25 protein-coding genes are annotated in these 22,752 nt (G+C 69.3%); 17 read left to right on the top strand and 8 right to left on the bottom strand.

The genetic code is table 11. The annotated features are described in order from the left end of the window. Positions 1–10 precede the first annotated feature (10 nt). Positions 11–427, bottom strand: a complete 417-nt coding sequence (locus tag ACAM52_RS05095) for a hypothetical protein (protein WP_369646323.1) — start codon at positions 425–427, stop codon at positions 11–13. Positions 428–537: 110 nt separating this feature from the next. Here ACAM52_RS05095 and zigA point away from each other — a divergent pair, with 110 nt between their 5' ends. Beyond that, entirely contained in the window at positions 538–1,731 is a 1,194-nt protein-coding gene (gene zigA / locus ACAM52_RS05100) for a zinc metallochaperone GTPase ZigA (protein ID WP_369646324.1), read from the top strand. 13 nt (positions 1,732–1,744) lie between these two features. Here zigA and ACAM52_RS05105 read toward each other — a convergent pair whose 3' ends face one another. Together ACAM52_RS05105 and ACAM52_RS05110 are read right to left on the bottom strand one after the other, a co-directional pair. Next, positions 1,745–2,398 (bottom strand): FMN-binding negative transcriptional regulator, encoded by a 654-nt coding sequence (locus ACAM52_RS05105; RefSeq protein ID WP_369646325.1) that lies wholly within the window; start codon positions 2,396–2,398, stop codon positions 1,745–1,747. A gap of 16 nt (positions 2,399–2,414) precedes the next feature. Further along, complete coding sequence (locus tag ACAM52_RS05110) at positions 2,415–2,894, bottom strand: Fur family transcriptional regulator (protein ID WP_062477006.1); 480 nt, start codon at positions 2,892–2,894, stop codon at positions 2,415–2,417. A gap of 176 nt (positions 2,895–3,070) precedes the next feature. On the opposite strand from ACAM52_RS05110, the gene ACAM52_RS05115 reads away from it, so the two are divergent. From ACAM52_RS05115 to ACAM52_RS05145, 7 genes are all read left to right on the top strand, one after another. Next, positions 3,071–3,733 carry an alpha/beta hydrolase gene (locus ACAM52_RS05115; RefSeq protein ID WP_139706536.1) on the top strand — a complete coding sequence of 221 codons (663 nt, stop codon included), beginning with the start codon at positions 3,071–3,073 and terminating at the stop codon, positions 3,731–3,733. Between the two features lie 75 nt (positions 3,734–3,808). Then, positions 3,809–4,126: a putative quinol monooxygenase gene (locus ACAM52_RS05120; protein ID WP_159270917.1), complete on the top strand. Its 318-nt coding sequence runs from the start codon at positions 3,809–3,811 to the stop codon at positions 4,124–4,126. 165 nt (positions 4,127–4,291) lie between these two features. Then, the gene (gshA, locus tag ACAM52_RS05125) at positions 4,292–5,848 is read left to right on the top strand and encodes a glutamate--cysteine ligase (RefSeq protein ID WP_139706532.1); all 1,557 of its coding nucleotides are present in this window, start codon (positions 4,292–4,294) and stop codon (positions 5,846–5,848) included. A 162-nt stretch (positions 5,849–6,010) separates the two neighbouring features. Further along, the gene (locus tag ACAM52_RS05130) at positions 6,011–6,391 is read left to right on the top strand and encodes a response regulator transcription factor (protein ID WP_307696152.1); all 381 of its coding nucleotides are present in this window, start codon (positions 6,011–6,013) and stop codon (positions 6,389–6,391) included. Positions 6,392–6,503: 112 nt separating this feature from the next. Next, a complete protein-coding gene (locus ACAM52_RS05135) occupies positions 6,504–7,430 on the top strand; it encodes an SDR family NAD(P)-dependent oxidoreductase (protein WP_369646326.1) in 927 nt (308 codons plus the stop codon). Between the two features lie 104 nt (positions 7,431–7,534). Further along, positions 7,535–7,951 carry a nuclear transport factor 2 family protein gene (locus ACAM52_RS05140; RefSeq protein ID WP_095948937.1) on the top strand — a complete coding sequence of 139 codons (417 nt, stop codon included), beginning with the start codon at positions 7,535–7,537 and terminating at the stop codon, positions 7,949–7,951. Then, the gene (locus ACAM52_RS05145; protein WP_369646327.1) at positions 7,941–8,402 is read left to right on the top strand and encodes a MerR family transcriptional regulator; all 462 of its coding nucleotides are present in this window, start codon (positions 7,941–7,943) and stop codon (positions 8,400–8,402) included. The genes ACAM52_RS05140 and ACAM52_RS05145 overlap by 11 nt, the downstream gene beginning before the upstream one ends. A gap of 12 nt (positions 8,403–8,414) precedes the next feature. Here ACAM52_RS05145 and ACAM52_RS05150 read toward each other — a convergent pair whose 3' ends face one another. The 3 genes from ACAM52_RS05150 to bamE form a co-directional block, all read right to left on the bottom strand. After that, entirely contained in the window at positions 8,415–8,777 is a 363-nt protein-coding gene (locus ACAM52_RS05150) for an HPF/RaiA family ribosome-associated protein (protein WP_062476985.1), read from the bottom strand. A gap of 105 nt (positions 8,778–8,882) precedes the next feature. Continuing rightward, positions 8,883–9,311 carry a CBS domain-containing protein gene (locus tag ACAM52_RS05155; RefSeq protein WP_307587549.1) on the bottom strand — a complete coding sequence of 143 codons (429 nt, stop codon included), beginning with the start codon at positions 9,309–9,311 and terminating at the stop codon, positions 8,883–8,885. A gap of 161 nt (positions 9,312–9,472) precedes the next feature. Continuing rightward, positions 9,473–10,075 carry an outer membrane protein assembly factor BamE gene (gene bamE, locus ACAM52_RS05160; protein WP_139706528.1) on the bottom strand — a complete coding sequence of 201 codons (603 nt, stop codon included), beginning with the start codon at positions 10,073–10,075 and terminating at the stop codon, positions 9,473–9,475. Between the two features lie 216 nt (positions 10,076–10,291). Here bamE and ylqF point away from each other — a divergent pair, with 216 nt between their 5' ends. The 7 genes from ylqF (at position 10,292) to ACAM52_RS05195 (ending at position 17,994) form a co-directional block, all read left to right on the top strand. Next, positions 10,292–11,269 carry a ribosome biogenesis GTPase YlqF gene (gene ylqF / locus ACAM52_RS05165; RefSeq protein WP_369646328.1) on the top strand — a complete coding sequence of 326 codons (978 nt, stop codon included), beginning with the start codon at positions 10,292–10,294 and terminating at the stop codon, positions 11,267–11,269. A 54-nt stretch (positions 11,270–11,323) separates the two neighbouring features. Further along, the gene (locus tag ACAM52_RS05170) at positions 11,324–11,788 is read left to right on the top strand and encodes a Fur family transcriptional regulator (protein WP_369646329.1); all 465 of its coding nucleotides are present in this window, start codon (positions 11,324–11,326) and stop codon (positions 11,786–11,788) included. Positions 11,789–11,893: 105 nt separating this feature from the next. After that, positions 11,894–12,043, top strand: a complete 150-nt coding sequence (gene ykgO, locus ACAM52_RS05175; RefSeq protein WP_013542562.1) for a type B 50S ribosomal protein L36 — start codon at positions 11,894–11,896, stop codon at positions 12,041–12,043. A gap of 126 nt (positions 12,044–12,169) precedes the next feature. After that, positions 12,170–12,874, top strand: a complete 705-nt coding sequence (locus ACAM52_RS05180) for an ABC transporter ATP-binding protein (protein WP_369646330.1) — start codon at positions 12,170–12,172, stop codon at positions 12,872–12,874. 4 nt (positions 12,875–12,878) lie between these two features. Then, positions 12,879–14,279 (top strand): ABC transporter permease subunit, encoded by a 1,401-nt coding sequence (locus ACAM52_RS05185; protein WP_369646331.1) that lies wholly within the window; start codon positions 12,879–12,881, stop codon positions 14,277–14,279. 15 nt (positions 14,280–14,294) lie between these two features. Next, on the top strand, positions 14,295–15,770 hold the full coding sequence (locus ACAM52_RS05190) for an ABC transporter permease subunit (RefSeq protein WP_369646332.1): 1,476 nt from the start codon (positions 14,295–14,297) through the stop codon (positions 15,768–15,770). Positions 15,771–15,801: 31 nt separating this feature from the next. Continuing rightward, entirely contained in the window at positions 15,802–17,994 is a 2,193-nt protein-coding gene (locus ACAM52_RS05195; protein ID WP_369646333.1) for a TonB-dependent receptor, read from the top strand. A 152-nt stretch (positions 17,995–18,146) separates the two neighbouring features. Here ACAM52_RS05195 and ACAM52_RS05200 read toward each other — a convergent pair whose 3' ends face one another. Continuing rightward, positions 18,147–19,775 (bottom strand): DUF4139 domain-containing protein, encoded by a 1,629-nt coding sequence (locus tag ACAM52_RS05200; protein ID WP_369646334.1) that lies wholly within the window; start codon positions 19,773–19,775, stop codon positions 18,147–18,149. A gap of 236 nt (positions 19,776–20,011) precedes the next feature. Here ACAM52_RS05200 and ACAM52_RS05205 point away from each other — a divergent pair, with 236 nt between their 5' ends. Beyond that, positions 20,012–20,458: a PaaI family thioesterase gene (locus ACAM52_RS05205; protein WP_062476955.1), complete on the top strand. Its 447-nt coding sequence runs from the start codon at positions 20,012–20,014 to the stop codon at positions 20,456–20,458. On the opposite strand, the gene ACAM52_RS05210 is transcribed toward ACAM52_RS05205, so the two are convergent. After that, on the bottom strand, positions 20,376–21,635 hold the full coding sequence (locus tag ACAM52_RS05210; protein WP_369646335.1) for an acyltransferase family protein: 1,260 nt from the start codon (positions 21,633–21,635) through the stop codon (positions 20,376–20,378). The genes ACAM52_RS05205 and ACAM52_RS05210 overlap by 83 nt on opposite strands. A gap of 146 nt (positions 21,636–21,781) precedes the next feature. Here ACAM52_RS05210 and ACAM52_RS05215 point away from each other — a divergent pair, with 146 nt between their 5' ends. Then, positions 21,782–22,723, top strand: coding sequence for a LytTR family DNA-binding domain-containing protein (locus ACAM52_RS05215; protein ID WP_369646336.1), 942 nt, complete (start codon positions 21,782–21,784; stop codon positions 22,721–22,723). Positions 22,724–22,752 lie beyond the last annotated feature (29 nt).

The following is a 22,752-nucleotide window of genomic DNA, read 5'->3' on the forward strand; positions in this document are numbered from 1 at the left end:
TCGGGTTCATTCAGTACGAGCGCAGGGCGATGCCCCAGCGCCCCTCGGCCTGCACGACGATCCAGAGGTTGGCGTGTGTGCTGATCACCGCGCCGGCCGCATCGCGCCGCGTGTAGTGCACGACGAAGTGCACCTTGTCGTGGCTCACGAGCACCGGCTCCTTTTTCTCGTACTGCGTGGAGGCCCAGCCGCCGGCCTTGAGCGTGTCGAAGAAATCGGCCGGGTGCCGACCGGGCGCGGGCCAGTCGAGCCGCTGCGCGCCCGAGAGCATCGTGTGCGGAAAGTGCAGCTCGGCGTCCATGCCGCGCGTGTCCGAGGCATTGAACGCGGCCGTGAAGCGGTCGAGGCAGGCCGATGCGGCGGCGACGACGGCCGCGTGCGGCACGTCGGAGGGCGGCGGGGCGACGAAGGCAGAGAAATCGGTCATGTGCCGGATGGTAGGCGAGCGTGCGCCTGTCGGTCACGTTTGCATGAAATGCAACTGAGTTGCGTCAATCCATATAATGCAATCCTGTTGCAACTATGGAGCCTGCCCTCATGGCCGATCGCCTTCCCGTCACCGTGCTGTCCGGCTTCCTGGGCGCCGGCAAGACCACGCTGCTCAACCACATCCTGCACAACCGCGAGGGCCGCCGCGTGGCGGTGATCGTCAACGACATGAGCGAGGTCAACATCGACGCCGCGCTGGTGCGCGAAGGCGGCGCCGCGTTGTCGCGCACCGACGAGAAGCTGGTCGAGATGAGCAACGGCTGCATCTGCTGCACGCTGCGCGAAGACCTGCTGATCGAGGTGAAGCGGCTCGCCAAGGAAGGGCGCTTCGACCAGCTCGTGATCGAGTCGACCGGCATCTCCGAGCCGCTGCCCGTGGCCGAGACCTTCACCTTCGCGGGCGAGGACGGCCAGAGCCTGGCCGACGTGGCGCGGCTGGACACCATGGTCACGGTGGTCGATGCCTTCAACTTCCTGCGCGACTACGGCTCGCCCGACAGCCTGGGCCAGCGCGGCCAGTCGCTGGGCGACGAAGACACGCGCACGGTGGTCGACCTGCTGATCGAGCAGATCGAGTTCTGCGACGTGCTGGTGGTCAACAAGACCGACCTCGTGACGGCGCAGGAGCGCGAGCGGCTGATGGCGATCCTGCGTAGCCTCAACCCGCGTGCGCGCATCGAAGAGTCGGAGTTCGGCCGCGTCGCGCTCGACCGCGTGCTCGACACGGGCCTCTTCGACTTCGAACAGGCCGAGCAGGCCCCCGGCTGGCTGGCCGAGCTGCGCGGCGAGCACGTGCCCGAGAGCGAGGCCTACGGCATCCGCAGCTTCGTCTACCGGTCGCGCCTGCCGTTCCATCCGCAGCGCTTCTGGGACCTGGTGCAGAGTGAGTGGGAAGGCGTGGTCCGCTCCAAGGGCTTCTTCTGGCTCGCGAGCCGGCCGACCCGCGCGGGTGCGTGGTCGCAGGCCGGCGGTGCCTGCCGCTACGGCGTGGCGGGCCTGTGGTGGGCGGCCGTGCCGCGCGAACACTGGCCGACCGACCCCGACGGGCTCGAACTCATCCGCAAGAACTGGGACGACGCCACCGGCGACGCGCGCCAGGAGCTGGTGCTGATCGGCATCGGCATGGACGAGGCCGCGCTGCGCGCGCGGCTCGATGCCTGCCTGCTCACGCCCAACGAGATGCGCTTCGGCCCCTCGTGGTGGCAGAACCTGCCCGATCCGTTTCCGTCGTGGAACGTGTGAGCGCGCGGGCGGTTCAGTCGCCGGCGCTGCCGGGCTGCATCGCCTGTTGCACCAGCCGGGCCATGGCCGACGCGTTCTCGCTGCCGACGGCGGCCAGGCCCTGCACCGTGCCTTGACGGTCCTGCAGGGCTTCGTCCTGGCTGGCCTTGAGCTTGCCTTCGAGGCGGTCGATGGGGATCTCGATGCCCACCACGGCGCGCGCCAGCTTGCGGATGAAGGTCTCGGGCGCGTCCGTGGTCTGCCAGGGCACGGGCTGGCCGGCCTCGTTCGCCGCGGTCAGCCGCGCGAGCAGGTCGAGCAGCCAGGCTTCGTCGTCGATGGCGCGCGCGATGCCGTGCGCATGGGCGACGGCGTAGTTCCAGGTCGGCACCACCTGGCCGTGCTCGGCCTTGCCGGGGTACCAGCCGGGCGTGATGTAGGCCTGCGGCCCCTGGAACATCACGACCGAAGCAGCCGGGGCATCGAGCTGACGCCACACGGGATTGGCGCGCGACACGTGGCCGAGCAGCGTGCCGAACGGGCCGCGCGAGCGGTCGAGCAGAAAGGGCAGGTGGTTGGCGACCAGTCCGTCGGCGCCTGGCACGACCCAGGCGCCCAGCGGGTGCGCGTCGATCAGCGCGTGGCTCGCGCCGAGGTCGGGCTGGCGGTGGTGCCGGGAGACGTACACGTGCAGCGCGATGAAACTATCGAGCGCAGTCGCCGCACATGCCGTGCAGCGTGAGCGCCGTGTGCCGCGTGTCGATGCCCTGCTTGCGCAGCGCCTTGCCGAGCCGGCCCATCACCTTGGGCAGTTCGGGGTCGGAAGGCAGGGCCAGCACCTTGTGGCACTGGTCGCATTCGAAGGTGTTGCCCGAGGCGGTGTCGACGTGCCGCGCGAAGCGGTTGACCCGGTCGGCGCCCACGCGGCGGTCGCACAGGCCGGCCTCGACCAGCCGGTCGAGCACGCGGTAGAGCGTGACGCGGTCGGGCGGCTCGCCCGTGGCGGCGGTGTAGGCGGCGGCCACTTCCTCGTGGGTCAGCGGCTGCGAGCCGTGTTCGAGCAGCTCGAGCACGGTCTGGGCGGCGCGCGTCACGCGCAGCCCGCTGCCGCGCAGCAGCGCCTCGCTGTCGAAGGCGGGGCCGGGCGACGAGGTCTTCGGGGACGGGTTCGGGGTGGTCTTCATGCGAAACGCCATTGTGTTGCATCCGGCGCTCCCTTGTGCCGGCAAGGGCGCCGGGGCGGCCCGAAGGCCCGGATGTTGCGAGGTGCAAGTCAGCCAACCGGCCGTTTCGCCGCGGCCCGGGTCGCCCGAATGCGCTAAGGTCCGGGCATTCGCATTCCTGAATACCTTCGTTGACCATGTCCCGTCCCCCCATCGAAATCGAAACCGCCCCGAACCCCACCGCCACGGTGATCCTGATGCACGGCCTGGGTGCCGACGGCAACGACTTCGTGCCGATCGCCGGCGAACTCGACCTGTCGGCCGTGGGCCCGGTGCGCTTCGTGTTCCCCAACGCGCCCGTCATTCCCGTGACCATCAACGGCGGCTACGAGATGCCCGCCTGGTACGACATCGCGGTGGCCGACCTGGTGGCGCGCGAGGACGAGGCCGGCCTGCGTCGCTCGCAGGCGAGCATCGAGGCCCTCATCGCCAACGAAAAGGCCCGCGGCATCCCCGCCCATCGCATCGTGGTGGCCGGCTTCTCGCAAGGCTGCGCGATGGCGCTGATGACGGGGCTGCGCCACGGCGAGCGGCTGGCCGGCATCGTCGGCCTTTCGGGCTACCTGCCGATCGCCGCGACCACGGCGGCCGAGCGCCACGGCGCCAACCACGACACGCCCGTGTTCCTCGCGCACGGCCGGCAGGACCCGGTGGTGCCGCTGGCGCGCGCCGAACAGTCGCGCGACGCGCTGGTGGCGCTGGGCCACCCGGTCGAGTGGCACGAATACCAGATGGCGCACTCGGTCTGCATGGAAGAGATCGCCGACCTCAACCACTTCCTGCTGCGCGTGTTCGGCTGAAGGCCCGCCACGCCGGGCCGCGCGCGCATCCATCCTGATCCTGTCACCCCGAAAGAACGCACAGAAGGAGACCCCATGATCCTGGTCATCGGACACGCGCTGGCAAAGGCCGACACCCTGCAGGCGATGCTGGCCATCAGCGTGGAACACGTGCTGCGCTCGCGCGCCGAGCCCGGCTGCATCTCGCATGACGTCACGACCGACGTGCAAGACCCGCTGCAGCTCACCTTCGTGGAGCGCTGGAGCGACATGGCGGCGCTGCAGGCGCACTTTCGCGTCGATGCGTCGCGCGCTTTCGGCAAGGCGCTCGCGGCCATGGCCGACGGGGTGCCGTCGATCCATGTCTACCAGTCGGAAGAGATCGACCTGTCGGCGGGCCGCGCCAAGGCCTGAATTTCGAACCCCGCTGCGCGCCGCAAGGCCGGTGGCATTTGAGAGGGTAGCTATGAAAAAAGTAGCAAAAAACAGCATAGCCGGATGCGGGATTCCCTGCTTCAGCAGTGCCTGTCCGCCCGTGCTACCTTCCAGCCCCACAGAAGATTGATGGGTCATAAGAACATGAGCAACAGATTGCAGGAGAGGCTGGGTGCACTCCCGGCCGCGCGATTGAAGGGAATGCGTCGCGGCATCGAGAAGGAAAGCCTGCGCGCGCTGCCCGACGGCAAGCTGGCCCTCACGCCGCATCCGCTGGCGCTGGGCTCGGCGCTCACGCATCCGCACATCACGACCGACTTCAGCGAATCGCAGCTCGAACTCATCACGGGCGTGCACGCGGGCGTGGAGTCGGCGCTCGAAGAGCTCACGCGGGTGCACCAGTTCACCTACCGCGTGCTCGACCAGCTCGGCGACGAGCGCCTGTGGGTGTCGAGCATGCCCTGCGGCCTGCCGACCGACGAGACCATTCCGATCGGCCGCTACGGCTCGTCGAACGTCGGCCGCGCCAAGAGCGTGTACCGCATGGGCCTGAGCCACCGCTATGGCCGCCGCATGCAGACCATTTCGGGCATCCACTACAACTGGTCGCTGCCGGAGGTGTCGAGCGAAGAGTACTTCGCGCTCATCCGCAATTTCCGCCGCCAGGCCTTCCTGCTGCTGTACCTGTTCGGCGCCTCGCCGGCCCTGTGTTCGAGCTTTGTCGCGGGCCGCCCGCACGAGCTGCAGCCGCTGGGCGACGGCAGCATGTACATGCCGCACGGCACCTCGCTGCGCATGGGCCGCCTGGGCTACCAGAGCGAGGCGCAGGCCTCGCTGGCCGTGAGCTACAACAGCCTGGAGGGCTACGGCGCCTCGCTGCAGGACGCGCTCACGCGCCCGTGGCCAGCCTACGAGGCCATCGGCATCCGCAACCTGGGCGGCGACTACAACCAGCTGGGCACCAGCCTGCTGCAGATCGAGAACGAGTTCTACGGCACGATCCGCCCCAAGCGCGTCATTCACTCCGGCGAGCGCCCGCTGCATGCGCTGCGCGAGCGCGGCGTGGAGTACGTCGAGGTGCGCCTGATGGACCTCGACCCCTTCGAGACCGTCGGCATCAACGCGCAGACCATGCGCTTCATCGACGTGTTCCTGCTGCACTGCCTGCTGAACGACAGCCCCGACGACACCCCGCAAGAAATCGCCGACCTGGCGCAGAACCAGCACCTCACGGCCGCGCGCGGCCGCGAGCCGGGGCTGAAGCTGCGCCGCGACGGGCGCGAGGTCGCGCTCACCGACTGGGGCCTGGAGCTGGTCGAGCAGTGCCTGCCGATTGCCGCCGCGCTCGACGCGGCGCAGGGCGGCACGCAGCATGTCGACGCGGTGCGCGCCGCCAAGGCCGGTCTCGAGAACCCCGACAGCCTGCCGTCGGCCCGCGTGCTCGCGGCCATCGAGCAGCAGCACGGCAACTCCTTCGTCGGCTTCGTGCGCGCCCAGTCGGAGCAGACCCGCGCCGCGCTGCTGGCGCTGCCGTTCACGGCCGCGCAGCAGGCCGGGTTCGAGCAGATGACGGCCGAGTCGATCCAGGCGCAAAAGCGCATCGAGGCGGCCGACACCATGCCCTTCGAGATCTACCGCGAGCAGTACGTCTCGCCGGCGCGCCTGGGCATGGCCCCCGGCCGCCTGCCGGTCGCGGCCTGACGCATCCTCACGGCGGCGCCACGGCGGCGCCGGCCGGCGCATGCCGACAGCGCCGCTGGCCGATGGCCTACAGCCATTGACCTGTCCGGCTCACCGTGGCGCGGCGGCCAGCCCCGAAGATGGCGTCATGCGCTGCCCAGTTCCGGACCCGAGACACCCACCATGACGCTCCATGCCTACCTGGTCGAGGACAGTCCGGTGATCCGCGAGAACCTGGTCGACTTTCTCGAGGACGTGGTCGATGCGCACGTGATCGCCTCGGCCAGCACCGCCGACGAAGCGCTCGAATGGCTGCGCGACCACAAGAGCGACTGGGATCTGGCCATCGTCGACCTGTTCCTGCAGCGCGGCAACGGCCTGGCGGTGCTGAACGCCTGCCGCCAGCGCTCGCCGCACCAGAAGGTGGTGGTGCTCAGCAACTACGCCACCGCCGACATGCGCCTGCGCTCGCAGCAGCTGGGCGCCGATGCCTTCTTCGACAAATCGGCCGAACTCGACCAGCTGGTGGCGTACTGCGCCACCGTCCAGCCGTCGCATGGGTGACTCTCGCCGGGGGCGCCCGGCGGCGAACGGGGCGGGGAACTGAGGTAAAACGTTGGGTTGTTGTCAATTGGCAACCTTTACCAACACCGTTCAGACAGCGAGCAGAGACCTCATGAGCAACAGCACCTCCATCGACTTCCAGGGCCGCGTGGCCATCGTGACCGGCGCCGGCGGCGGCCTGGGCCGCCAGCATGCGCTGGCCTTGGCGGCGCGCGGCGCCAAGGTGGTGGTCAACGACCTGGGCGGCGCGCGCGACGGCTCGGGCGGCTCGGTCAGCGCCGCGCAGGCGGTGGTCGACGAGATCAAGGCGGCCGGCGGCGAAGCCATTGCCAACGGCGCCTCGGTGACCGACTTCGAGGCCGTGCAGGCCATGGTCAAGCAGGCGGTCGACGCCTGGGGCCGCGTCGACATCCTGGTGAACAACGCCGGCATCCTGCGCGACAAGAGCTTCGCCAAGATGGAACTGGACGACTTCAAGCTCGTGGTCGACGTGCACCTGATGGGCGCCGTGAACTGCACCAAGGCCGTCTGGGCGCTCATGAACGAGCAGAAGTACGGCCGCATCGTGATGACCACCTCGTCGTCGGGCCTGTACGGCAACTTCGGCCAGAGCAACTACGGCGCCGCCAAGCTGGCGCTGGTGGGCCTCATGCAAACGCTGAGCATCGAAGGCGCCAAGAACGACATCCGCGTGAACTGCCTGGCGCCCACCGCCGCCACGCGCATGACGGAAGACCTGTTCCCCAAGGACATGCTCGAGGCCTTCCGCCCCGAGGCCGTGGTGCCCGCGATGCTGGTGCTGGCCGCGCAGGACGCGCCCAACCGCACCATCCTCTGCGCCGGCGCCGGCACCTTCGAGGCCGCCCACATCACGCTGACGCAGGGCGCCTGGCTGGGCATTGCCGCCGACACGCCCGAGCAGCTGGCCGCGCGCCTGTCGGAAGTGACCGCGCGCGAGGGCGAGGCCGTGCCGCAAAGCGGCACCGCCCAGGGCGCGAACGAAGTCGCCAAGGGCCAGGCGAACGCCGGCCGGGGCTGAACTTTCGTCACTCGGTGCATGGCGCTTGACTTCGAGCGCACTCGAGCATTTCCAATGAATTCACCGGATGTCCGGTGTCTTCATTCATCCAAGGAAATCACGCCATGCACACGATCGACAACAAGGCCCTGGTCCAGCGCATCCACGCGGAGCTGGACAAGGGCAACGGCCAGGCCTTCATCGACAGCCTGGCCGACGACGCCAGCTGGACGCTGGAAGGCAGCACGCCCTGGTCGCGCACCTACCAGGGCAAGCAGGCGATCCGCGAAGAGCTGATCAAGCCGCTGTTCGGGCAGTTCGCGGGGCCCTATGTGAGCAAGACCGAATGCATCATTGCGGAAGGCGACCGCGTGGTGGTGCTGTTCAGCGGCGACGTGCCCACCAAGGCCGGCAAGCGCTACAACAACCGCTATTGCTACGTCTACCGACTCGAAGGAGGCCAAGTGAAGACATTGACCGAGTACTTCGACACCGCGCTGGTCGAGCGGGCGCTCGACGCGCCGACCGCCCATGCCGGCTGACGCCAGCACTGCCACGCCGTCGTTCCACATCGGCGAACTGGCCGCGCGCACGGGCCGCACGGTGCACGCCATCCGCTGGTACGAATCGCAGGGCCTCGTGCCCGGCGTGGCGCGCGACGCGGGCGGGCGGCGCGTGTACGGCGAACTGCATGTGGGTTGGCTCGACCTGATGGACCGGCTGCGCCGCACCGGCATGTCGATCGCCGAGATGCGCGACTACACGGCGCTCGCATTGCAGGGCAAGGCCACGCTGCGCCAGCGGCGCGACCTGCTCGAGGCGCACCGCGCGCGCGTGCACCAGACCATTGCCGACTGGCAGCAGGCGCTGTCGCTGGTCGATCGCAAGATCGATTTCTACGACGCCTGGATGGCCGACGGGCGGCGCCCGCCGCTCATTCCGGTGGAAACGCCGCAGCGCCTGCCCGCGCCGAAGCGCAAGCCGGCGCGCTGAGCTTCGACTCGACTACTCGGCGACGAAGCCCTCGCCGTCGCGGCGGATCGAATCGCGGGCGCGGTGGTTGTTGAGGCGGCCCAGCGTGTTGTCGAGCAGGCGCTTGAGCTTGTCGGCCGCGCCGCGGAAGGCCTCGTCGAGGCTGGTGGCATGCTGTGTCACCGCGAGCGGCTGGTGGTGCGCCAGGCGCGCTTCCATCACGCAGCACTTGTCGCCGCCGCCGGCCTTGTCGTGGTTCTCGTCGCTCAGGTGCACCTCGACGCGCGTCACGTCTTCGACGAAACGGCTCAGGTGCTGCTTGATCTCGGTGTCTGCCCAGCGCTCCAGCGTGTCCTTGTTGGTGATGCCATTGCTCGTGTTGACCTGGATCTGCATTGCGTATGTCCCTGCTGGATGGTGAACGAGCCTTCACTGTGCACCCGAAAGAGTGCCCCTGTGCGTAGGTGTGTTGCCCCTTTTTGCCGGGGCATGGCCGCGTGCTCAGCTCTGGATGTAACTGGTCAGCTGGGTGATGGTCTGCTCGTGCTCGGAAATGATGTCGTCCATCAGGTCTTGAATGGAGATCATGCCGACCACCTTGTCGCCGTCGACCACGGGCAGGTGGCGGAACTTGCGCTGGCTCATGAGCGCCATGCAGGCGTGGGTCTGGGTCTGCGGGGTGACGGTCATCACGTCGGGCGTCATGATCTCGGAGACTTTCATCTCCTTGGAGTTCTTGCCCTGCAGCGCCACCTTGCGGGTGTAGTCGCGTTCGGACAAAAAGCCCACGAGCTTTTCGCCGTCCATCACCATGAGCGCGCCCACTTCGAAATGCGCCAGCGTGGCCAGCGCGTCGAACACGCTGGTGTCGGGCGAGGTGCGCCAGGCGGCGGAATCGTGGCGCTTGAGCAGTTCGGAGACGGGTTTCATCGCAGGCACTCCATTCAGGGGTTTCGATCCGGCCGACGCACGTGGCGGCGCCGTGCTTCGGACAAATCATAGGGGCGGAATCGCCCTTCGCGATGCAAAACCCTCCCGGGTGTTGCGCGTGTCATGCCGCGCACACGAACCCGGGGATGATCAAGAGGTGCTCAGGGCGCGGCGGCGAGCACGCGGCTCAGCGCCACGGCATTGCCCGCGACGTCCTTCACGAGGCCTTGCGCGTCGAAGTTCACCTGGAACTCCGACCAGCTGTCGCGCCAGTAGCGCCACACCGGCGCGTCCAGGCTCGGGTTCTCGCTGGCCACCGGGTAGCCCAGCGCCATCAGCACCTGTTCGCGCGTCATGCCCGGCATCACCTTGCCCGCGAGGATGGCGGCGCCCACCGCAGGCGGGAAGCTGGCGATCTTGCGCTTGGGGTCTTCGGTGACCACGTAGCGCTTGGCGAAGTCGATCAGCGTGATGTTGCGGCTGTAGTCGTTCTTGATGCGCTGGGGCTTGCCCGCGAGATCGAGGTTGAAGAAGCGGAAGTCGTAGGCCGTGATGCGCGCCGGCGTGCCCACGGGGACGACGCTCGTGCCCTGTTCGTCGTAGTTGATGTCGCTGATCGAGTCGCCATACGTGCGCATGTTGCAGCACAGGAAACCGTCGGTCAGCGGGCCGGGCGGCGGCGACGGGCGCTGGGCATGCACCGCAGTGGCGGACAGGATGGTGGTGGCCGCGAGCAGGGCGGCGGCGGCAAGGCGCTGGACCATGAAAAGGATCTCCCTCGGTGTGACTTTTTGAAACGGCTGCGGGCGCAGCGCGCGGATTCTAGGGGTGATCTTGCGGCCAACAAGCCAGTGAATACGCCAGTTGGTGCTATCAAAAGCGCAGCATCGAGGAATCGGTCCGTTTCCCGGTTCACAATGCGCACCCGGCCTGCGAGGCCGGTCCCCTTCCAGACAGCGCGAAAGAAAGAGCATCCATCGATGGCGATCCAGTGGTTCCCCGGTCACATGTATTCGACCCAGAAGGCCATCACCGAACGGGTGAAGGACATCGACGTGGTGATCGAACTGCTCGACGCGCGCCTGCCCGGTTCCAGCGCCAACCCGATGCTGGCCGAGCTCACGGCCGGGCGGCCCACGCTGAAGGTGCTCAACAAGCAGGACCTGGCCGACCCCGCGCGCACCGAGGCCTGGCTGGCGCACTACAACGCGCTGCCCGACACCCGCGCCATTGCGCTCGATGCCAGCCTGACCACGCCCGCGCAGCGCATCGTGCGCGCCTGCCACGAGCTGTCGCCCAACCGCGGCGGCATGGCCAAGCCGATGCGCGTGCTGATCTGCGGCATTCCCAACGTGGGCAAGTCGACCCTCATCAACACGCTCACCGGCGGGCGCAAGGCCAAGACCGGCGACGAGGCCGGCATCACCAAGCTGGAGCAGCGCATCACGCTGGCCGACGACTTCTACCTGTGGGACACGCCCGGCATGCTGTGGCCGCGCATCATCGTGCCCAAGAGCGGCTACAACCTCGCCGCCAGCGGCGCGGTGGGGCGCAATGCCTTCGATGAAGAAGAAGTGGCGCTGGAGCTGCTGGACTACCTCAAGGCGAACTACGCCGAGGGCATCGTCGCGCGCTTCAAGCTCGTCGAGCTCGATGCCGCCACCCTGGGCGGCATGAAGGACGAAGACGTCCTCGACACCATCGGCCGCAAGCGCGGCGCGCTGCTGGGCAAGGGCAAGGTCAACCTGCAGAAGGCCGCCGAGATCGTGATGCACGAGTTCCGCGCCGGCAACCTGGGGCGCATCACGCTCGAGACGCCCGAGGAGTTCGCGCAGTGGCTGGCCGCCGGCCAGCGCGCCGACGCCGAGCGCGCCGCGAAGAAGGCGGCGCGCGGCAAGAAGGGCAAGGCCAAGCCCGAGGCGCCCGACGCAGACAGCAGCTCAACGGCCGACGCGTGAAGGTCTTGCGCGCGGTGCACTGAAGGCCGCGCGGGCCGCCCCTATCATCGAGAGATGCAACGTCTCACGCGCCAGCGCAACGCCGTTTTCTCCGCCTTCAGCGACGCCGGCCGCGTGCTGACCGCCCCCGAAATCCTCGAACACGCACGGGCCATCGTGCCCGAGATCAGCCTGTCGACGGTGTACCGCCAGGTCTCGCTGCTGCTGGCCGACGGCGAGATCGCCAAGGTCGAGCTGCCGGGCGAACCGGCGCGCTATGAAGTGGCCTGCAAGGCTGATCCACACGACCACCATTCGCACGGCGCCAGCGAAGGTGGCGATGCAGGGCACCACCACCATCACTACTTCCATTGCTCGCACTGCGGCCAGGTGTTCCTGCTGCACGCGTGCCCGGGGCCGATGCACGACCTGGCCCCCAAGGGCTTCCAGGTGACGCACCACGAGGTCACGCTGCATGGCCTGTGCGCCGCCTGTGTCGACGCCGGCGCGAAAGCGCCGAAGACGCACCCGCCGCACTGACGACGGCGGGGCCCCGGGGTGCCGGGGAAAGGTCAACAAAGTTATTGAGAATGAATTCGCAATAAAGTATATTCGCGTGTCCGAACGAACTCCCCGGCCACGTCCATGCAAGTCCTGTCCTCGCTCAAGGAAGCCAAGAAGCGTCACCGCGATTGCCAGGTGGTGACGCGGCGCGGCCGCACCTACGTCATCTGCAAGTCCAACCCGCGCTTCAAGGCGCGGCAAGGCGGCGCGAAAAACAAGAACAAGCGCTGACCGCTTGGCGGCTTTGCCGCCATCGCCTTCATTCCCCATTCGATGACCGCATCGGCGTGCCCACGCCGGGGGCGTGCCTGCGCGCGCCTTTCCTTTCCTTCTTCCTTCCATCGGAATCCCTCCGCCATGCTCCGAGTCTCCGGCCTCACCAAACGCTACGGCGCGCACACCGCGCTCGACCGCCTCGACCTCGACATCCGCGGCGGCGACATCTACTGCCTGCTGGGCGCCAACGGCGCGGGCAAGACGACCACCATCAACCTGTTCCTGAACTTCATCGCGCCGACCGACGGCACGGTGCAGATCAACGGCACCGACGTCACGCGCCACCCGGTCGCGACCAAGCAGGACGTGGCGTACATCCCCGAGCAGGTCACGCTGTACGGCACGCTCTCGGGCCTGGAAAACCTGCGCTTCTTCGCCGGCCTGGCGCTGGGCCACGAACTGCCGCGCGAACGCCTGCTCGCGCTGATGACCGAGGTGGGGCTCGACCACGCCGCCGCCGACAAGCGCGTCAGCATGTATTCGAAGGGCATGCGCCAGAAGGTGTGGATCGCGGTGGCGCTGGCCAAAGAGGCCAAGGCGCTGCTGCTCGACGAGCCCACCTCGGGGCTCGACCCGCATGCCGCCGCCGAGTTCTCCGACCTGCTGCGGCGCGCGGCCGACCGCGGCGTGGCCGTGCTCACCACCACGCACGACCTGTTCCACGCGCAGCAGACCGCCACACGCGTCGGGATCATGAAGCGCGGCCGGCTGGTCGAAAGCCTCGACGGCGCGCAGATCGGCCAGACCGACCTGCAGTCCCTCTACCTGCAACACATGAGGGCCTGACCCGATGACGATGCGCTGGATCGCCCGACGCGAATTCACCGAACGCCTGCGCGACGGCCGCCTGTACTGGGCGGGCGGGCTCGTGGCCGTGCTGCTCTTCACCGCGCTGGCCGTCGGCTGGGCGCACCAGCGCGGCGCGCATGCCGAGCAGGTGGCCGCACAGGCCATGGACTACCGCGACTGGCTGCACCAGGACAAGCGCCATCCGCACGACGCCGCGCACCAGGGCATGCATGCCTTCAAGCTCGAGCCGCCGCTGTCGATGGTCGATGCGGGCATCAACCCCTACATCGGCAGCACCGTGTGGCTGCAGGCGCACCGCCAGAGCGAGGTCAAGTTCAATGCCGCGCAGGACGCGACCGGCCTGCAGCGCTTCGGCAACCTGTCGGTGGGCTGGATCTTGCAGGTGCTCGGCCCGTTGCTGGTGATCGTGCTGGGCTTCAACGCCTTCGCGGGCGAGCGCGAGCAGGGCATCCTGCGCCAGACGCTGAGCCTGGGCGTGGCGCCGCTGCGCCTGCTGGCCGGCAAGGCGCTCGCGCTGTCGGCGCTGCTCGCGGTGCTGCTGGTGCCGGCGGCCCTCGTGGCGGCCGTGGCCGTGGCGGTGGGCGCGGAGCCGGGCGGGCGCGTCGATGCGCTGCTGCGGTTGGGCGCGTGGTCGCTGGGCTACGCGGTGTACCTCGGCATCTTCGTGTGCCTGGTGCTGGGCGTGTCGGCGCTGTCGTCCACCTCGCGCATGGCGATCACCGTGCTGCTCGCGCTGTGGATCGGGCAGGCCGTGATGGCGCCGCGCGTGCTCTCCGAACTCTCGCGCACGTGGTTCCCGAGCCCGACGCGGCTGGCGTTCAACCAGGCGCTCGGCGCGGAACTCAAGGCCGTGTCGAACCAGGTCTGGCAGCAGAACTTCGGCACCACCGAGCGCTGGGGGCGCGACGTGCCGCTGAGCAAGTGGGGCATCGCGCTGCGCCTGGACGACCAGGCCTCGTACCCCGTGTACGACCGCCACTACGGCCGCCTGTGGGACACCTGGGAACAGCAGCAGAAAGTGCAGGAGTGGAGCGGCCTGCTGCTGCCGCTGCTCGCGGTGCGCAGCTTCTCGATGGGCATGGCGGGTACCGACTTCTCGCACCACCGGCGCTTCACCACGGCGGCCGAGCTGCACCGCCGCAATATCCAGGACCTGATGAGCAAGGACCTCGTGGCGCATGCCGATCCGCTCGGCGACCGCCACTTCTCCTACCAGGCCACGCCCGAGCTCTGGGCCACCGTGCCGCCCTTCGACTACCACCCGCCGGGCGCAGGGTGGGCGCTGCGGCACCAGGCGCGCAGCTTCCTCGTGCTGTGCGCCGGCCTGCTGCTCGCGGCGGCCTTCGCGGCCTTCGCCACCTTGCGCCAGCGCGCGCTCTGAGAGGGGATGCCACCCATGTCCATCCATCCTCCTCAAGGCCGCCGCCTGCTGGCCGTGATGCGCCAGGAAGTGCGCCTGATGCTTGCCGAGCGCGGCCTGTGGGTCGTCGGCGCATTGTTCCTTTTGCTCGTGGCCTATGCGTTGGGCAATGGCCTGCTGCAGACCGCCCAGCGCGACCGCGCGCAGGCGGCCGTGGCGCAGGCCGACCGCGACACCCGCACCGCGCAACGCACGCTGCTCGAAGCCATCCTGGCCGGCACCGCGCAGCCCACGCCCTTCGAGAACCCGGCTGACCCTTCGCGCATGGCCAGCAGCTACGGCGGCCAGCACGTGCTGCTGCCGACCGCGCCGCTGGGCCCGGTCGCGCTGGGGCAGAGCGACCTGTTCCCGAGCCAGTACCAGGTCACGAACCAGAGCCGCGTGGTGTTCATGAACCCGAGCGACATCGAGAACCCGTGGCATTTGCTGAGCGGGCATTTCGACCTGGCCTTCGTCATCGTCTACCTGCTGCCGCTGCTCATCTTCGCGCTCAGCTACAACCTGTTGTCGGCCGAACGCGAGAACGGCACCTTGCGCCTGCTGCTGTCGCAACCGCTGCGGCTGCGCACGCTGCTCGCGGGCAAGCTCACGGTGCGCGCGGCGGTGCTGCTGGGGCCGGCCGTGCTGCTGCCGGTGGCGGTGCTGTGGATCGCACGCCATGCGGGCCTCACGGCGGGCGGGGCGGGCAGCGCCACGCTCTGGTGGGCCTTGCTGGTCGGCGCCTACGCGCTGTTCTGGTTTGCGCTGGTGGTGGCGGTGAATGCCTTCGGCGCCTCGTCGGCGACGAATGCGATGGTGCTCGTCATCGCCTGGGTGCTGCTGGTGCTCGTGGCGCCGGTGCTGCTCAACCTGGCCGTCACGCAGGCCGCGCCCGCACCGTCGCGCACCGAGCTGGCCACGCGCCAGCGCGTGGTCACGGCCGAGGCGATGAAGCGCTACCAGGACCTGCTGGGCACCGAGTACCAGCACGTGGGGCAGGGCGCGATCCTCGTGCCGCGCGACGGCAAGATCGAGATCGCCGGCCGCTCGCTGGCCAACTACCGCATCCAGCGCGAGGTCGACGAAGCGATCCGACCCGCGCTCGCGCGCTTCGACGCGCAGCAGGCGGCACAGCAGGCGCTGGTGGGCCGCTTCGGCGCCGTGTCGCCGGCGGCCGTGGCCTACGAAGGCATGACCGCGCTGGCCGGCAACGGCGCGCGTCGCCATGCGCGCTTCGACGCGCAGACCGTGGCACACCACGAAGCGTGGAAGGCCTTCTTCTTCCCGCGCATCGATGCGCGCGATGCGCTCGCCCCTGCCGACTTCGATCGCATGCCCACCTTCGCCTGGCACGAGGAGCCCGCCGACCTCGTGCGCGGGCAGGCCGCGCTCGCCGTGCTGCAACTGCTGGTGCCGAGCCTGCTGCTGTTCGGCCTCGCGGCCTGGCGGCTGCGGCGCTTCTCGGTCGCCTGACGCTTTCTTCATTTCTTCCACGCACCGCTCCATGACCCCGTTCACCCGCACCACCGTCGCGCTGGCCGCCTTCACCGCCTTGCAAGTCGCCTCTGCACAAGACAGCAGCAGCAACAACGCCGAACTCGGCACCGTCACCATCGAAGGCAGCCGCGACGCAAACAGCCTGCACCTCGACGACACGAGCGGCACGGCCTCGCGCCTGGGCCTGTCGGTGCGCGAGACGCCGGCCTCGGTCGAGATCCTGTCGCAGGACGCGATCCAGCAGCGCGGCGCGCGCACCTTCAGCGAGGCGCTGCGCGGCATGGCGGGCCTGTCGGGCGGCGGCCCGCCGTCGTCGCCGACCACGCTGTCGCTGCGCGGCTTCAACAGCCTCATGTACCTGTACGACGGCGTGCGCAGCTCGGGCGCGGGCGTCACCAACCGCGTGCAGGACACCTGGAACTACGAGCGCATCGAAGTGCTCAAGGGCCCGGCCTCGGTGCTCGACGGCGAAGGCGCCATCGGCGGCATCGTCAACTTCGTGACCAAGCGGCCCGACCGCAGCACCCCGCACAAGGAGGCGCTGCTGTCGTACGGCAGCTACGGCTCCACGCGCGCGGCCTTCGGCTTCGGCGGTGCGCTGGGCGAGGCCAGCGCCTACCGGCTCGACTACAGCCGCAACGACACCAAGGTGGGCACCATCGACCGCAACGGCGAGCGCATCGACCACTTCACGAGCGGCCTGCTGGTGGACCTGGGCGGCTCGGTGAAGCTGGACCTGTCGTTCGACTACCTGCGCGACGACAACGACGCCTACTGGGGCACGCCGCTCGTGCCGCGCAGCTTCGCCACGCAGCCGACGAGCGTCGTCAGCACGCCCGACGGCCGCGTGATCGACCGGCGCATGGCGCGCACCAACTACAACGTGCGCGACGACGAGAACTCTTCAGAAACCTATTGGCTGCGCGCGCGCCTCACGGGGCAACTGGACGGCGGCTGGTCGTGGCGCAACGAGTTCTCGGCCAACCAGTCCAAGCGCATGTTCCGCAACTCAGAGAGCGCCACCTTCGTGTCGCCCGCCAGCATCGCGCGCGACCAGACGCTCATCACGCACGACCAGGACTTCTGGCTCGACCGCTTCGACGCCACGCACAAGGGAAAGATCGCCGGCCTGGACAACCGCTTCGTCGTCGGCGGCGAATACAGCGAGACGCGCTTCGGCAGCCAGCGCCGCTTCTCGAACAGCAGCGCCACCACCGCCGCGCAACTGCGCGTGCCCGTGTTCGATCCGTACACCGGCTACTTCGACGACAACCCCGCGCTGACCACCGGCGCGGGCAACCGCGCCGACACCTTCTCGCGCGTGAAGGTCGCCTCGGTCTTCGTGGAAGACGCGCTCAAGCCCATGCGCGACCTCACGCTCGTCGGCGGCCTGCGCCACGACCGCACCGAGGTCGACCGCCGCATCTGGGACCTGAACGCGGGCAGCGTCACGCGCTTCGGCGCGAGCTACCGCGCCACCTCGGGGCGCCTCGGCGCGGTGTACGACCTGTCGCCGCAGTCGAGCCTGTATGCGCAGTACACCAACGCGACGCTGCCGGTGGGTTCGCTGTTCCTGCTGTCGGCGTCGAACGCTGCGTTCCCGATGTCGCGCGGCAAGCAGGCCGAGGTGGGCTTCAAGCAGAGCCTGCCCGCGGCCAACCTGGAGTGGACCGCAGCGCTGTACAAGATCGAACTCGACAACGTGCTCTCGCGCGACCCGAACAACGCGGCCACCACCGTGAACAACGGCCGCCAGTCGTCACGTGGCCTCGAGCTGTCGGCCGTGTGGAAGCCCACGCGCGAATGGACGCTGGCGGGCAACCTGGCGGCGCTCGATGCGCGCTTCGACACGCTGGTGGAAGCCGGCAACGTCTCGCGCGTGGGCAAGACCCCGCCGAACGTGCCCGAGCGCATGGCCAACGTCTTCGCCACCTACCGGCCCGACGGCTCGAAGTTCGAATACTTCGCGTCGCTGAACCACACCGGGCCGATGTACACCGACAACGCCAACCAGATCCGCATCAACGGCTTCACCACGGTCGATGCGGCCGTGAGCTATCGCTTGAAGAACGCGCTGCTGAGCTTTCGCGTGCGCAACCTGACGGACCGGCTCTACGCGACCTGGACCGGCCGCGCCGCGAGCCAGGTTCTGCTGGCGCCGCGGCGGACCTTCGAGGTGTCGGCGAAGTTCGATTTCTGAAGCCCGGCCGCTGAGGAGAACCGACAGCGCCCAGTGTGCGCAGGACACTGGGTGCTTCCCGCAGCGAAATCAAGGAGGAGGGCGAAGCCCGGGGGACATTCGCGGAGGGAAGTACCCGGTGGCCTGTGCACACGCCCTGACCAAACCCAGCCTCAGCGCATCTGCAACCGCGCATCCTTCGGATACCCGATCGTGTAGTCCGCCGACACACGCGCCGTCTGCCCCGCGTCGAGATCGAAGCGCCACATCGCCAGCCCCGGCTGCTTGTTCCAAGCCTGATCCACGGGTTGCGGCGAGAAGTGCGTGGTCACGCGTACCTGCTCGTCGACCGACACCGGCGCGGCCTCCAGCACCTGCACGGCGATCGGCGTGCGGTGGCGGTTCTCGACCACGTAGGCGCGCTGCACCTGGCGCTCGGCGCGCGAGCCGACGAAGCCGCCCGAGCCCTGGTTGTCGCGCTCGGGCTCGACCTGCACGCGCACCAGCTCGTCGCGGCCGAACGAGAGCGTGAGCTTCGCATCGCTCGGCGCGTTCCAGCGGCCCTGGCCGACGAAGTTGCCGTCGCGGTACAGCTGCATCGGGCCGGCCGGCCACACGCCCGAGGGCTGCGCCATCTCGGCGACCAGGAAGGCGCTCGGGTCCACGCGCGGGCTGGTGCGCGCGGCGAGCTGCGCCGTGTCTTCATGCTGGCCCAGCGCCAGGGTCACGCGCTGGCCGTTGGAAGGCACGTCGATGCTTTGCGGCACGGCAAATTCGGTGGCGAAGCTGTTGTCGAACACGCTCACGTCGAACAGCGGCTCGCGTGCGCGCTCCATGGCCATCTTGCGGTCGGCGGCAATGGGCGAGGGGGCGGCGGCCATCGGCGCGGCCATGTACGCCGACTCGGCGTTCGCGCGCGGCGGCGGCTCGATGCCGATGCGCCACGCGCTCGGCGTGCGCCCCGTGGTCTCGCGGCGCGGCTGGCCGGTGGACAGCACCAGCTTCACGCCGCGCCAGTCCTCGCCCGTGGCCTGCGCCACCAGCGCCTGGCGCTCGATGCGCACCTTGCGCGTCGTGGTGTCGAGCAGCGCGCGGTAGCTGGGCGTCCAGCCCGGGCCGTTGACCTGGTAGCTGAGCTTCACGTCGGCATCGGCACTGGCGGCCAGCGTGACGGTGACGGCCGTCACCTGCGCGCCCTGGCCCTGTGTGCGGCCGCGCTCGGCCAGCAGTGGCTTGAGTTGGCGGTCGAGGTCGGTCTGCTGGCGCTGGATCTGGTGCTGCTTGAGCAGCGCGTCCTGGCCCGAGCGGCGCATCGCCTCGGTCATGGCCGCGAGGTTGCGCGCGTCCATCGGCGCCCGCGCGCCGGGGCCCGACTCGCCGCCCGACAGCCCCTTGAGATACCCCGTGACCATGCCCAGCGCATCGGTCTCGGCCTGCAGCGCGGCCTTGCGGTCTTCGAGTTCGCGGATGCGGCCGTCGAGCGCGCTGGTGGCGCAGTTCGCCGAGAGCTCGCGCGCCTCGCTGAGCACCGAGGTCTCGCCCACACGCACCGCCGCACCGGCCGACACCTGCAGGCTCTGCACGTCGAGCCCCGCCGGCAGGCAGGCAAAAGTGACCGAGCGGCTGCCGGCCGCGACGCGCGCCACGCGCTCCACCGTGGCGCTGCCGGGGTAGACCTTGACCTGCGTGATGCGCGAGGCATCGGCCTGCAGTTGCGCGTGAGCGCCGGCGCCCGCGGCCAGCCAGAGGGCGGCGACGGCGGTGGCACGCAGGAGGGGACGGGCGGAGAACGGTGTGTGCATGGAAAGCCTTCCGGAAGAAAGTCAGTGACGAATCTCTGCTTCTACGGACGAGGCACGCGAACGGGGTTAAGGCGTGGCGAAGTTTTTTCATGACGCCGGTGTGACGCGGGCGCGCCGCTGTCGCGCAGGCATCTGCCGGCGGCGAACCGGTCACCCAAGAGACGGTGCGCGGCGGCGCGGCTTCCTAGAGTGGGTCTCGCCTTCCCTCCATTGATTCACCCTGAAAGGACACCCCCATGCTCGACACGATCCAGGCCATCAACCGTTCGGCGGCCTTCAATCGCTGGGCCGGCTTTGACGTCACCCAGGCCGCCGACGGGCAGGCCGAACTGCGCATGAAATGGCGCGAGGAAGACATGGGCCAGTACACCGGCTTCCTGCACGCGGGCATGATCGCCGCGCTGCTCGACACCGTGAGCGGCTTCGCGGCCGCCACCGTGGCGGGCCGCGTGCTGGCTTCGCACTTCTCCATCAACTGCATCTCGCCCGCCATCGGCGAGGCCTTCGTGGCGCGCGGGCGCGTGGTGAAGGCGGGGCGCAAGCAGGTATTCGTCGGGGCCGAACTGTTCGCGCAGCCCGAGGGCCAGGGCGAAGACAAGCTCAAGCTCGTGGCGACGGCGAACGCCATCCTGGTGCCGGTGGACGAGGCGTCGACGACGCCGAAGCCGAAGCAGGCGGCGTAACCACCATCGTCTCGGCTTCGGGCTTGCGCTTCAGCCCGAACAGCGGGCGCAGCCAGCCGATGCGGCGGATCAGCCCGTCGGTCAGCAGCCAGCAGCCGGCGATCGTCACGACGACCAGCGCCATCGGCTCCCACACCGGGCCGAGTGCGAGCGGCGCCAGCAGCGCCACGCCCGCGACGATCAGCGTCTGGTGCAGCATGTACCAGGGGTAGACCGACTCGTTGGCCCAGCGCAGCCAGTTCCAGGGGCGGTTCAGGTGGCGGTGGCCATGGCCCAGGATGGTGGCGACCGCGAGCCACAGGTAGGCGGTGCGCAGCACGTCCATCAGCAGGCCCTTGGGCGCAACGACGGCCCCGACGCGCAGCGCGATGAACGCGCCGATCGCCACCACCGCCAGCAGCAGCGACACGTGGCGCAGCCGTTCGAGCTCGCGCCAGATGCCCGTGTCCACGCCCATCCAGTAGCCGTAGAGGAAGACGGTGAAGTAGATGCTGTGCAGGTGGAAGTCCCACACCAGGTTGTGCGTGGCCGGAAAGTGCCGCGCCAGCAGCACCGTCCATGCCAGCAGCGGCAGCGCGGGCAGCACCAGCAGCTGCCAGCCACGCAGTCCGTTGAAGCGCCGGCGCACCCACTGCCCGGCGGCCGAGCGCCACAGCGGCAACGTCAGCGCGACCAGCGCCGTGTAGACGAGCAGGTAGGGCAGGTACCAGAGGTGGTTCCAGGTGATGCCGAACTCCGCCCCCGCGAACGCCCCCTTGGGCCACGGCGCGCCCATCGACAGGTAGCGCAGCAGGAAGGTGCCGAAGCCCGGCGCCACCAGCCCGCGCGCCACGCCCTCGGCATAGGCCTGGTAGGGCACGACCACCGCCATGCCGAAGGCCAGCGGCAGCATCAGCCGCAGGCCCCGGCTGCGCAGCAGGCCCCAGGTGCCCTGGCCCCGGCTCAGGAAGCCGAGCGACACGCCCGAGATCAGGAACACCAGGTCCATGCGCCACAGGTTCAGCACCCGCATCGGCCACGGCAGCCACTCGGCCGCGTGCGGGCTCTTCAGGTGCCAGGGCCAGTCGGCCACGTAGTACATGCCCACGTGATAGAGGATCACGAGCAGGAAGGCGAGGGCGCGCAGGGCGTCGATGTCGTGGCGGCGCTGTGGCGTGGGAACGGAATCGGAGGGCATGGCGAGCTCCTGGAACGAAGAAACGGCGGCCATCGTGGCCCCCGCGCCCGCCCCCGGAGCCATCGCCGGGACGGATCGGCCCGGATTTGTGACGAACGGTGGTCCCCAGGGACGAAATCCGGCCCCCGGTTCGCGAGAATCCCCGCATGAGCGAGCCGCGCAAGAACCTGTACGAGCGCTACGAACCGATCCGGCGGTACGTCGAGGTCGGCTTCTGGATCGTGCTGATGACGGTGCATGCCGCGATCAGCACCGTGGTCGCGCTCATCGACGCCCGCAGCCGCGCCGTGCCGCGCGCGAACTGGGAGGTCGTCACCTGGGAGGTGTCGAGCCACATCGCGCTGCTGGCCCTGGTGCCGGTGCTGGTGGCCGTGGAGCGCCGGCTGTCGCCGCTGGCGCGCGACCACTGGGTGCGCTTTCTCGCCGGGCACCTGGTGGCCAGCGTGCTCCTGAGCCTGGCGCATGTCGCGGCGATGTTCGGGCTGCGCGCCGCGGTGTACGCGGCGGCCGGCGAGCCCTACGACTTCGGCGGCGCCATGGGGCGATGGGGCTACGAGTACCTGAAGGACGTGCGCGTCTACGCCACGATGGTCTTCGGCGTGTGGGCCTACCGGCTCTTCATGCTGCGGCTGCAGGGCGAGGCGCGCGTGCTCGATCCGCCGGAAGAGGGCGTGGCGCCGGTGCCCGAGGCTTTGGAGGAGAGGGAGGGAGTCGAGCCCTCGGTACAGGAACCGCCAACGTCGGTAGCGCCGCCGCCGGCCCGCCCCGAACGCTTCCTCGTGCGCAAGCTGCGCCGCGAATTCCTCATCGCCGCCACCGACATCGACTGGCTGCAGGCCGAGGGCAACTACGTCGGCCTGCACGTCAACGGCCACGACTACCTGCTGCGCGCCACGCTCACCGACTTCCTGACCCAGCTCGACCCCGCCACCTTCGTGCGCGTGCACCGCAGCCACGCGGTGAACCTGGGCCGCATCAAGGAGATCGAGCCGCTCGACGGCGGCGACGCCCGACTGCACATGCACGACGGCACGAGCGTGCCCTGCAGCCGGCGCTACCGCGACGCCCTGCGCGGCGGCGCGGGCTGATCGCTGCGGCGTCGCGTTCCGATCCGGTG

This window comes from Variovorax sp. V118, assembly GCF_041154445.1.
GTDB lineage: Bacteria > Pseudomonadota > Gammaproteobacteria > Burkholderiales > Burkholderiaceae_C > Variovorax > Variovorax boronicumulans.

Coding starts and splice junctions, on each gene's coding strand:
- ACAM52_RS05115 (WP_139706536.1), top strand. CDS start 3,071: ATGTCCCGTCCCCCCATCGAAATCGAAACCGCCCCGAACCCCACCGCC.
- ACAM52_RS05205 (WP_062476955.1), top strand. CDS start 20,012: ATGCTCGACACGATCCAGGCCATCAACCGTTCGGCGGCCTTCAATCGC.
- ykgO (WP_013542562.1), top strand. CDS start 11,894: ATGCAAGTCCTGTCCTCGCTCAAGGAAGCCAAGAAGCGTCACCGCGAT.
- ACAM52_RS05170 (WP_369646329.1), top strand. CDS start 11,324: ATGCAACGTCTCACGCGCCAGCGCAACGCCGTTTTCTCCGCCTTCAGC.
- ACAM52_RS05110 (WP_062477006.1), bottom strand. CDS start 2,894: ATGAAGACCACCCCGAACCCGTCCCCGAAGACCTCGTCGCCCGGCCCC.
- ACAM52_RS05095 (WP_369646323.1), bottom strand. CDS start 427: ATGACCGATTTCTCTGCCTTCGTCGCCCCGCCGCCCTCCGACGTGCCG.
- ACAM52_RS05145 (WP_369646327.1), top strand. CDS start 7,941: ATGCCGGCTGACGCCAGCACTGCCACGCCGTCGTTCCACATCGGCGAA.
- ACAM52_RS05130 (WP_307696152.1), top strand. CDS start 6,011: ATGACGCTCCATGCCTACCTGGTCGAGGACAGTCCGGTGATCCGCGAG.
- ACAM52_RS05190 (WP_369646332.1), top strand. CDS start 14,295: ATGTCCATCCATCCTCCTCAAGGCCGCCGCCTGCTGGCCGTGATGCGC.
- ACAM52_RS05215 (WP_369646336.1), top strand. CDS start 21,782: ATGAGCGAGCCGCGCAAGAACCTGTACGAGCGCTACGAACCGATCCGG.
- ACAM52_RS05150 (WP_062476985.1), bottom strand. CDS start 8,777: ATGCAGATCCAGGTCAACACGAGCAATGGCATCACCAACAAGGACACG.
- ACAM52_RS05185 (WP_369646331.1), top strand. CDS start 12,879: ATGACGATGCGCTGGATCGCCCGACGCGAATTCACCGAACGCCTGCGC.
- ACAM52_RS05140 (WP_095948937.1), top strand. CDS start 7,535: ATGCACACGATCGACAACAAGGCCCTGGTCCAGCGCATCCACGCGGAG.
- ACAM52_RS05135 (WP_369646326.1), top strand. CDS start 6,504: ATGAGCAACAGCACCTCCATCGACTTCCAGGGCCGCGTGGCCATCGTG.
- ACAM52_RS05120 (WP_159270917.1), top strand. CDS start 3,809: ATGATCCTGGTCATCGGACACGCGCTGGCAAAGGCCGACACCCTGCAG.
- zigA (WP_369646324.1), top strand. CDS start 538: ATGGCCGATCGCCTTCCCGTCACCGTGCTGTCCGGCTTCCTGGGCGCC.
- gshA (WP_139706532.1), top strand. CDS start 4,292: ATGAGCAACAGATTGCAGGAGAGGCTGGGTGCACTCCCGGCCGCGCGA.
- ACAM52_RS05200 (WP_369646334.1), bottom strand. CDS start 19,775: ATGCACACACCGTTCTCCGCCCGTCCCCTCCTGCGTGCCACCGCCGTC.
- bamE (WP_139706528.1), bottom strand. CDS start 10,075: ATGGTCCAGCGCCTTGCCGCCGCCGCCCTGCTCGCGGCCACCACCATC.
- ACAM52_RS05195 (WP_369646333.1), top strand. CDS start 15,802: ATGACCCCGTTCACCCGCACCACCGTCGCGCTGGCCGCCTTCACCGCC.
- ACAM52_RS05210 (WP_369646335.1), bottom strand. CDS start 21,635: ATGCCCTCCGATTCCGTTCCCACGCCACAGCGCCGCCACGACATCGAC.
- ACAM52_RS05180 (WP_369646330.1), top strand. CDS start 12,170: ATGCTCCGAGTCTCCGGCCTCACCAAACGCTACGGCGCGCACACCGCG.
- ylqF (WP_369646328.1), top strand. CDS start 10,292: ATGGCGATCCAGTGGTTCCCCGGTCACATGTATTCGACCCAGAAGGCC.
- ACAM52_RS05155 (WP_307587549.1), bottom strand. CDS start 9,311: ATGAAACCCGTCTCCGAACTGCTCAAGCGCCACGATTCCGCCGCCTGG.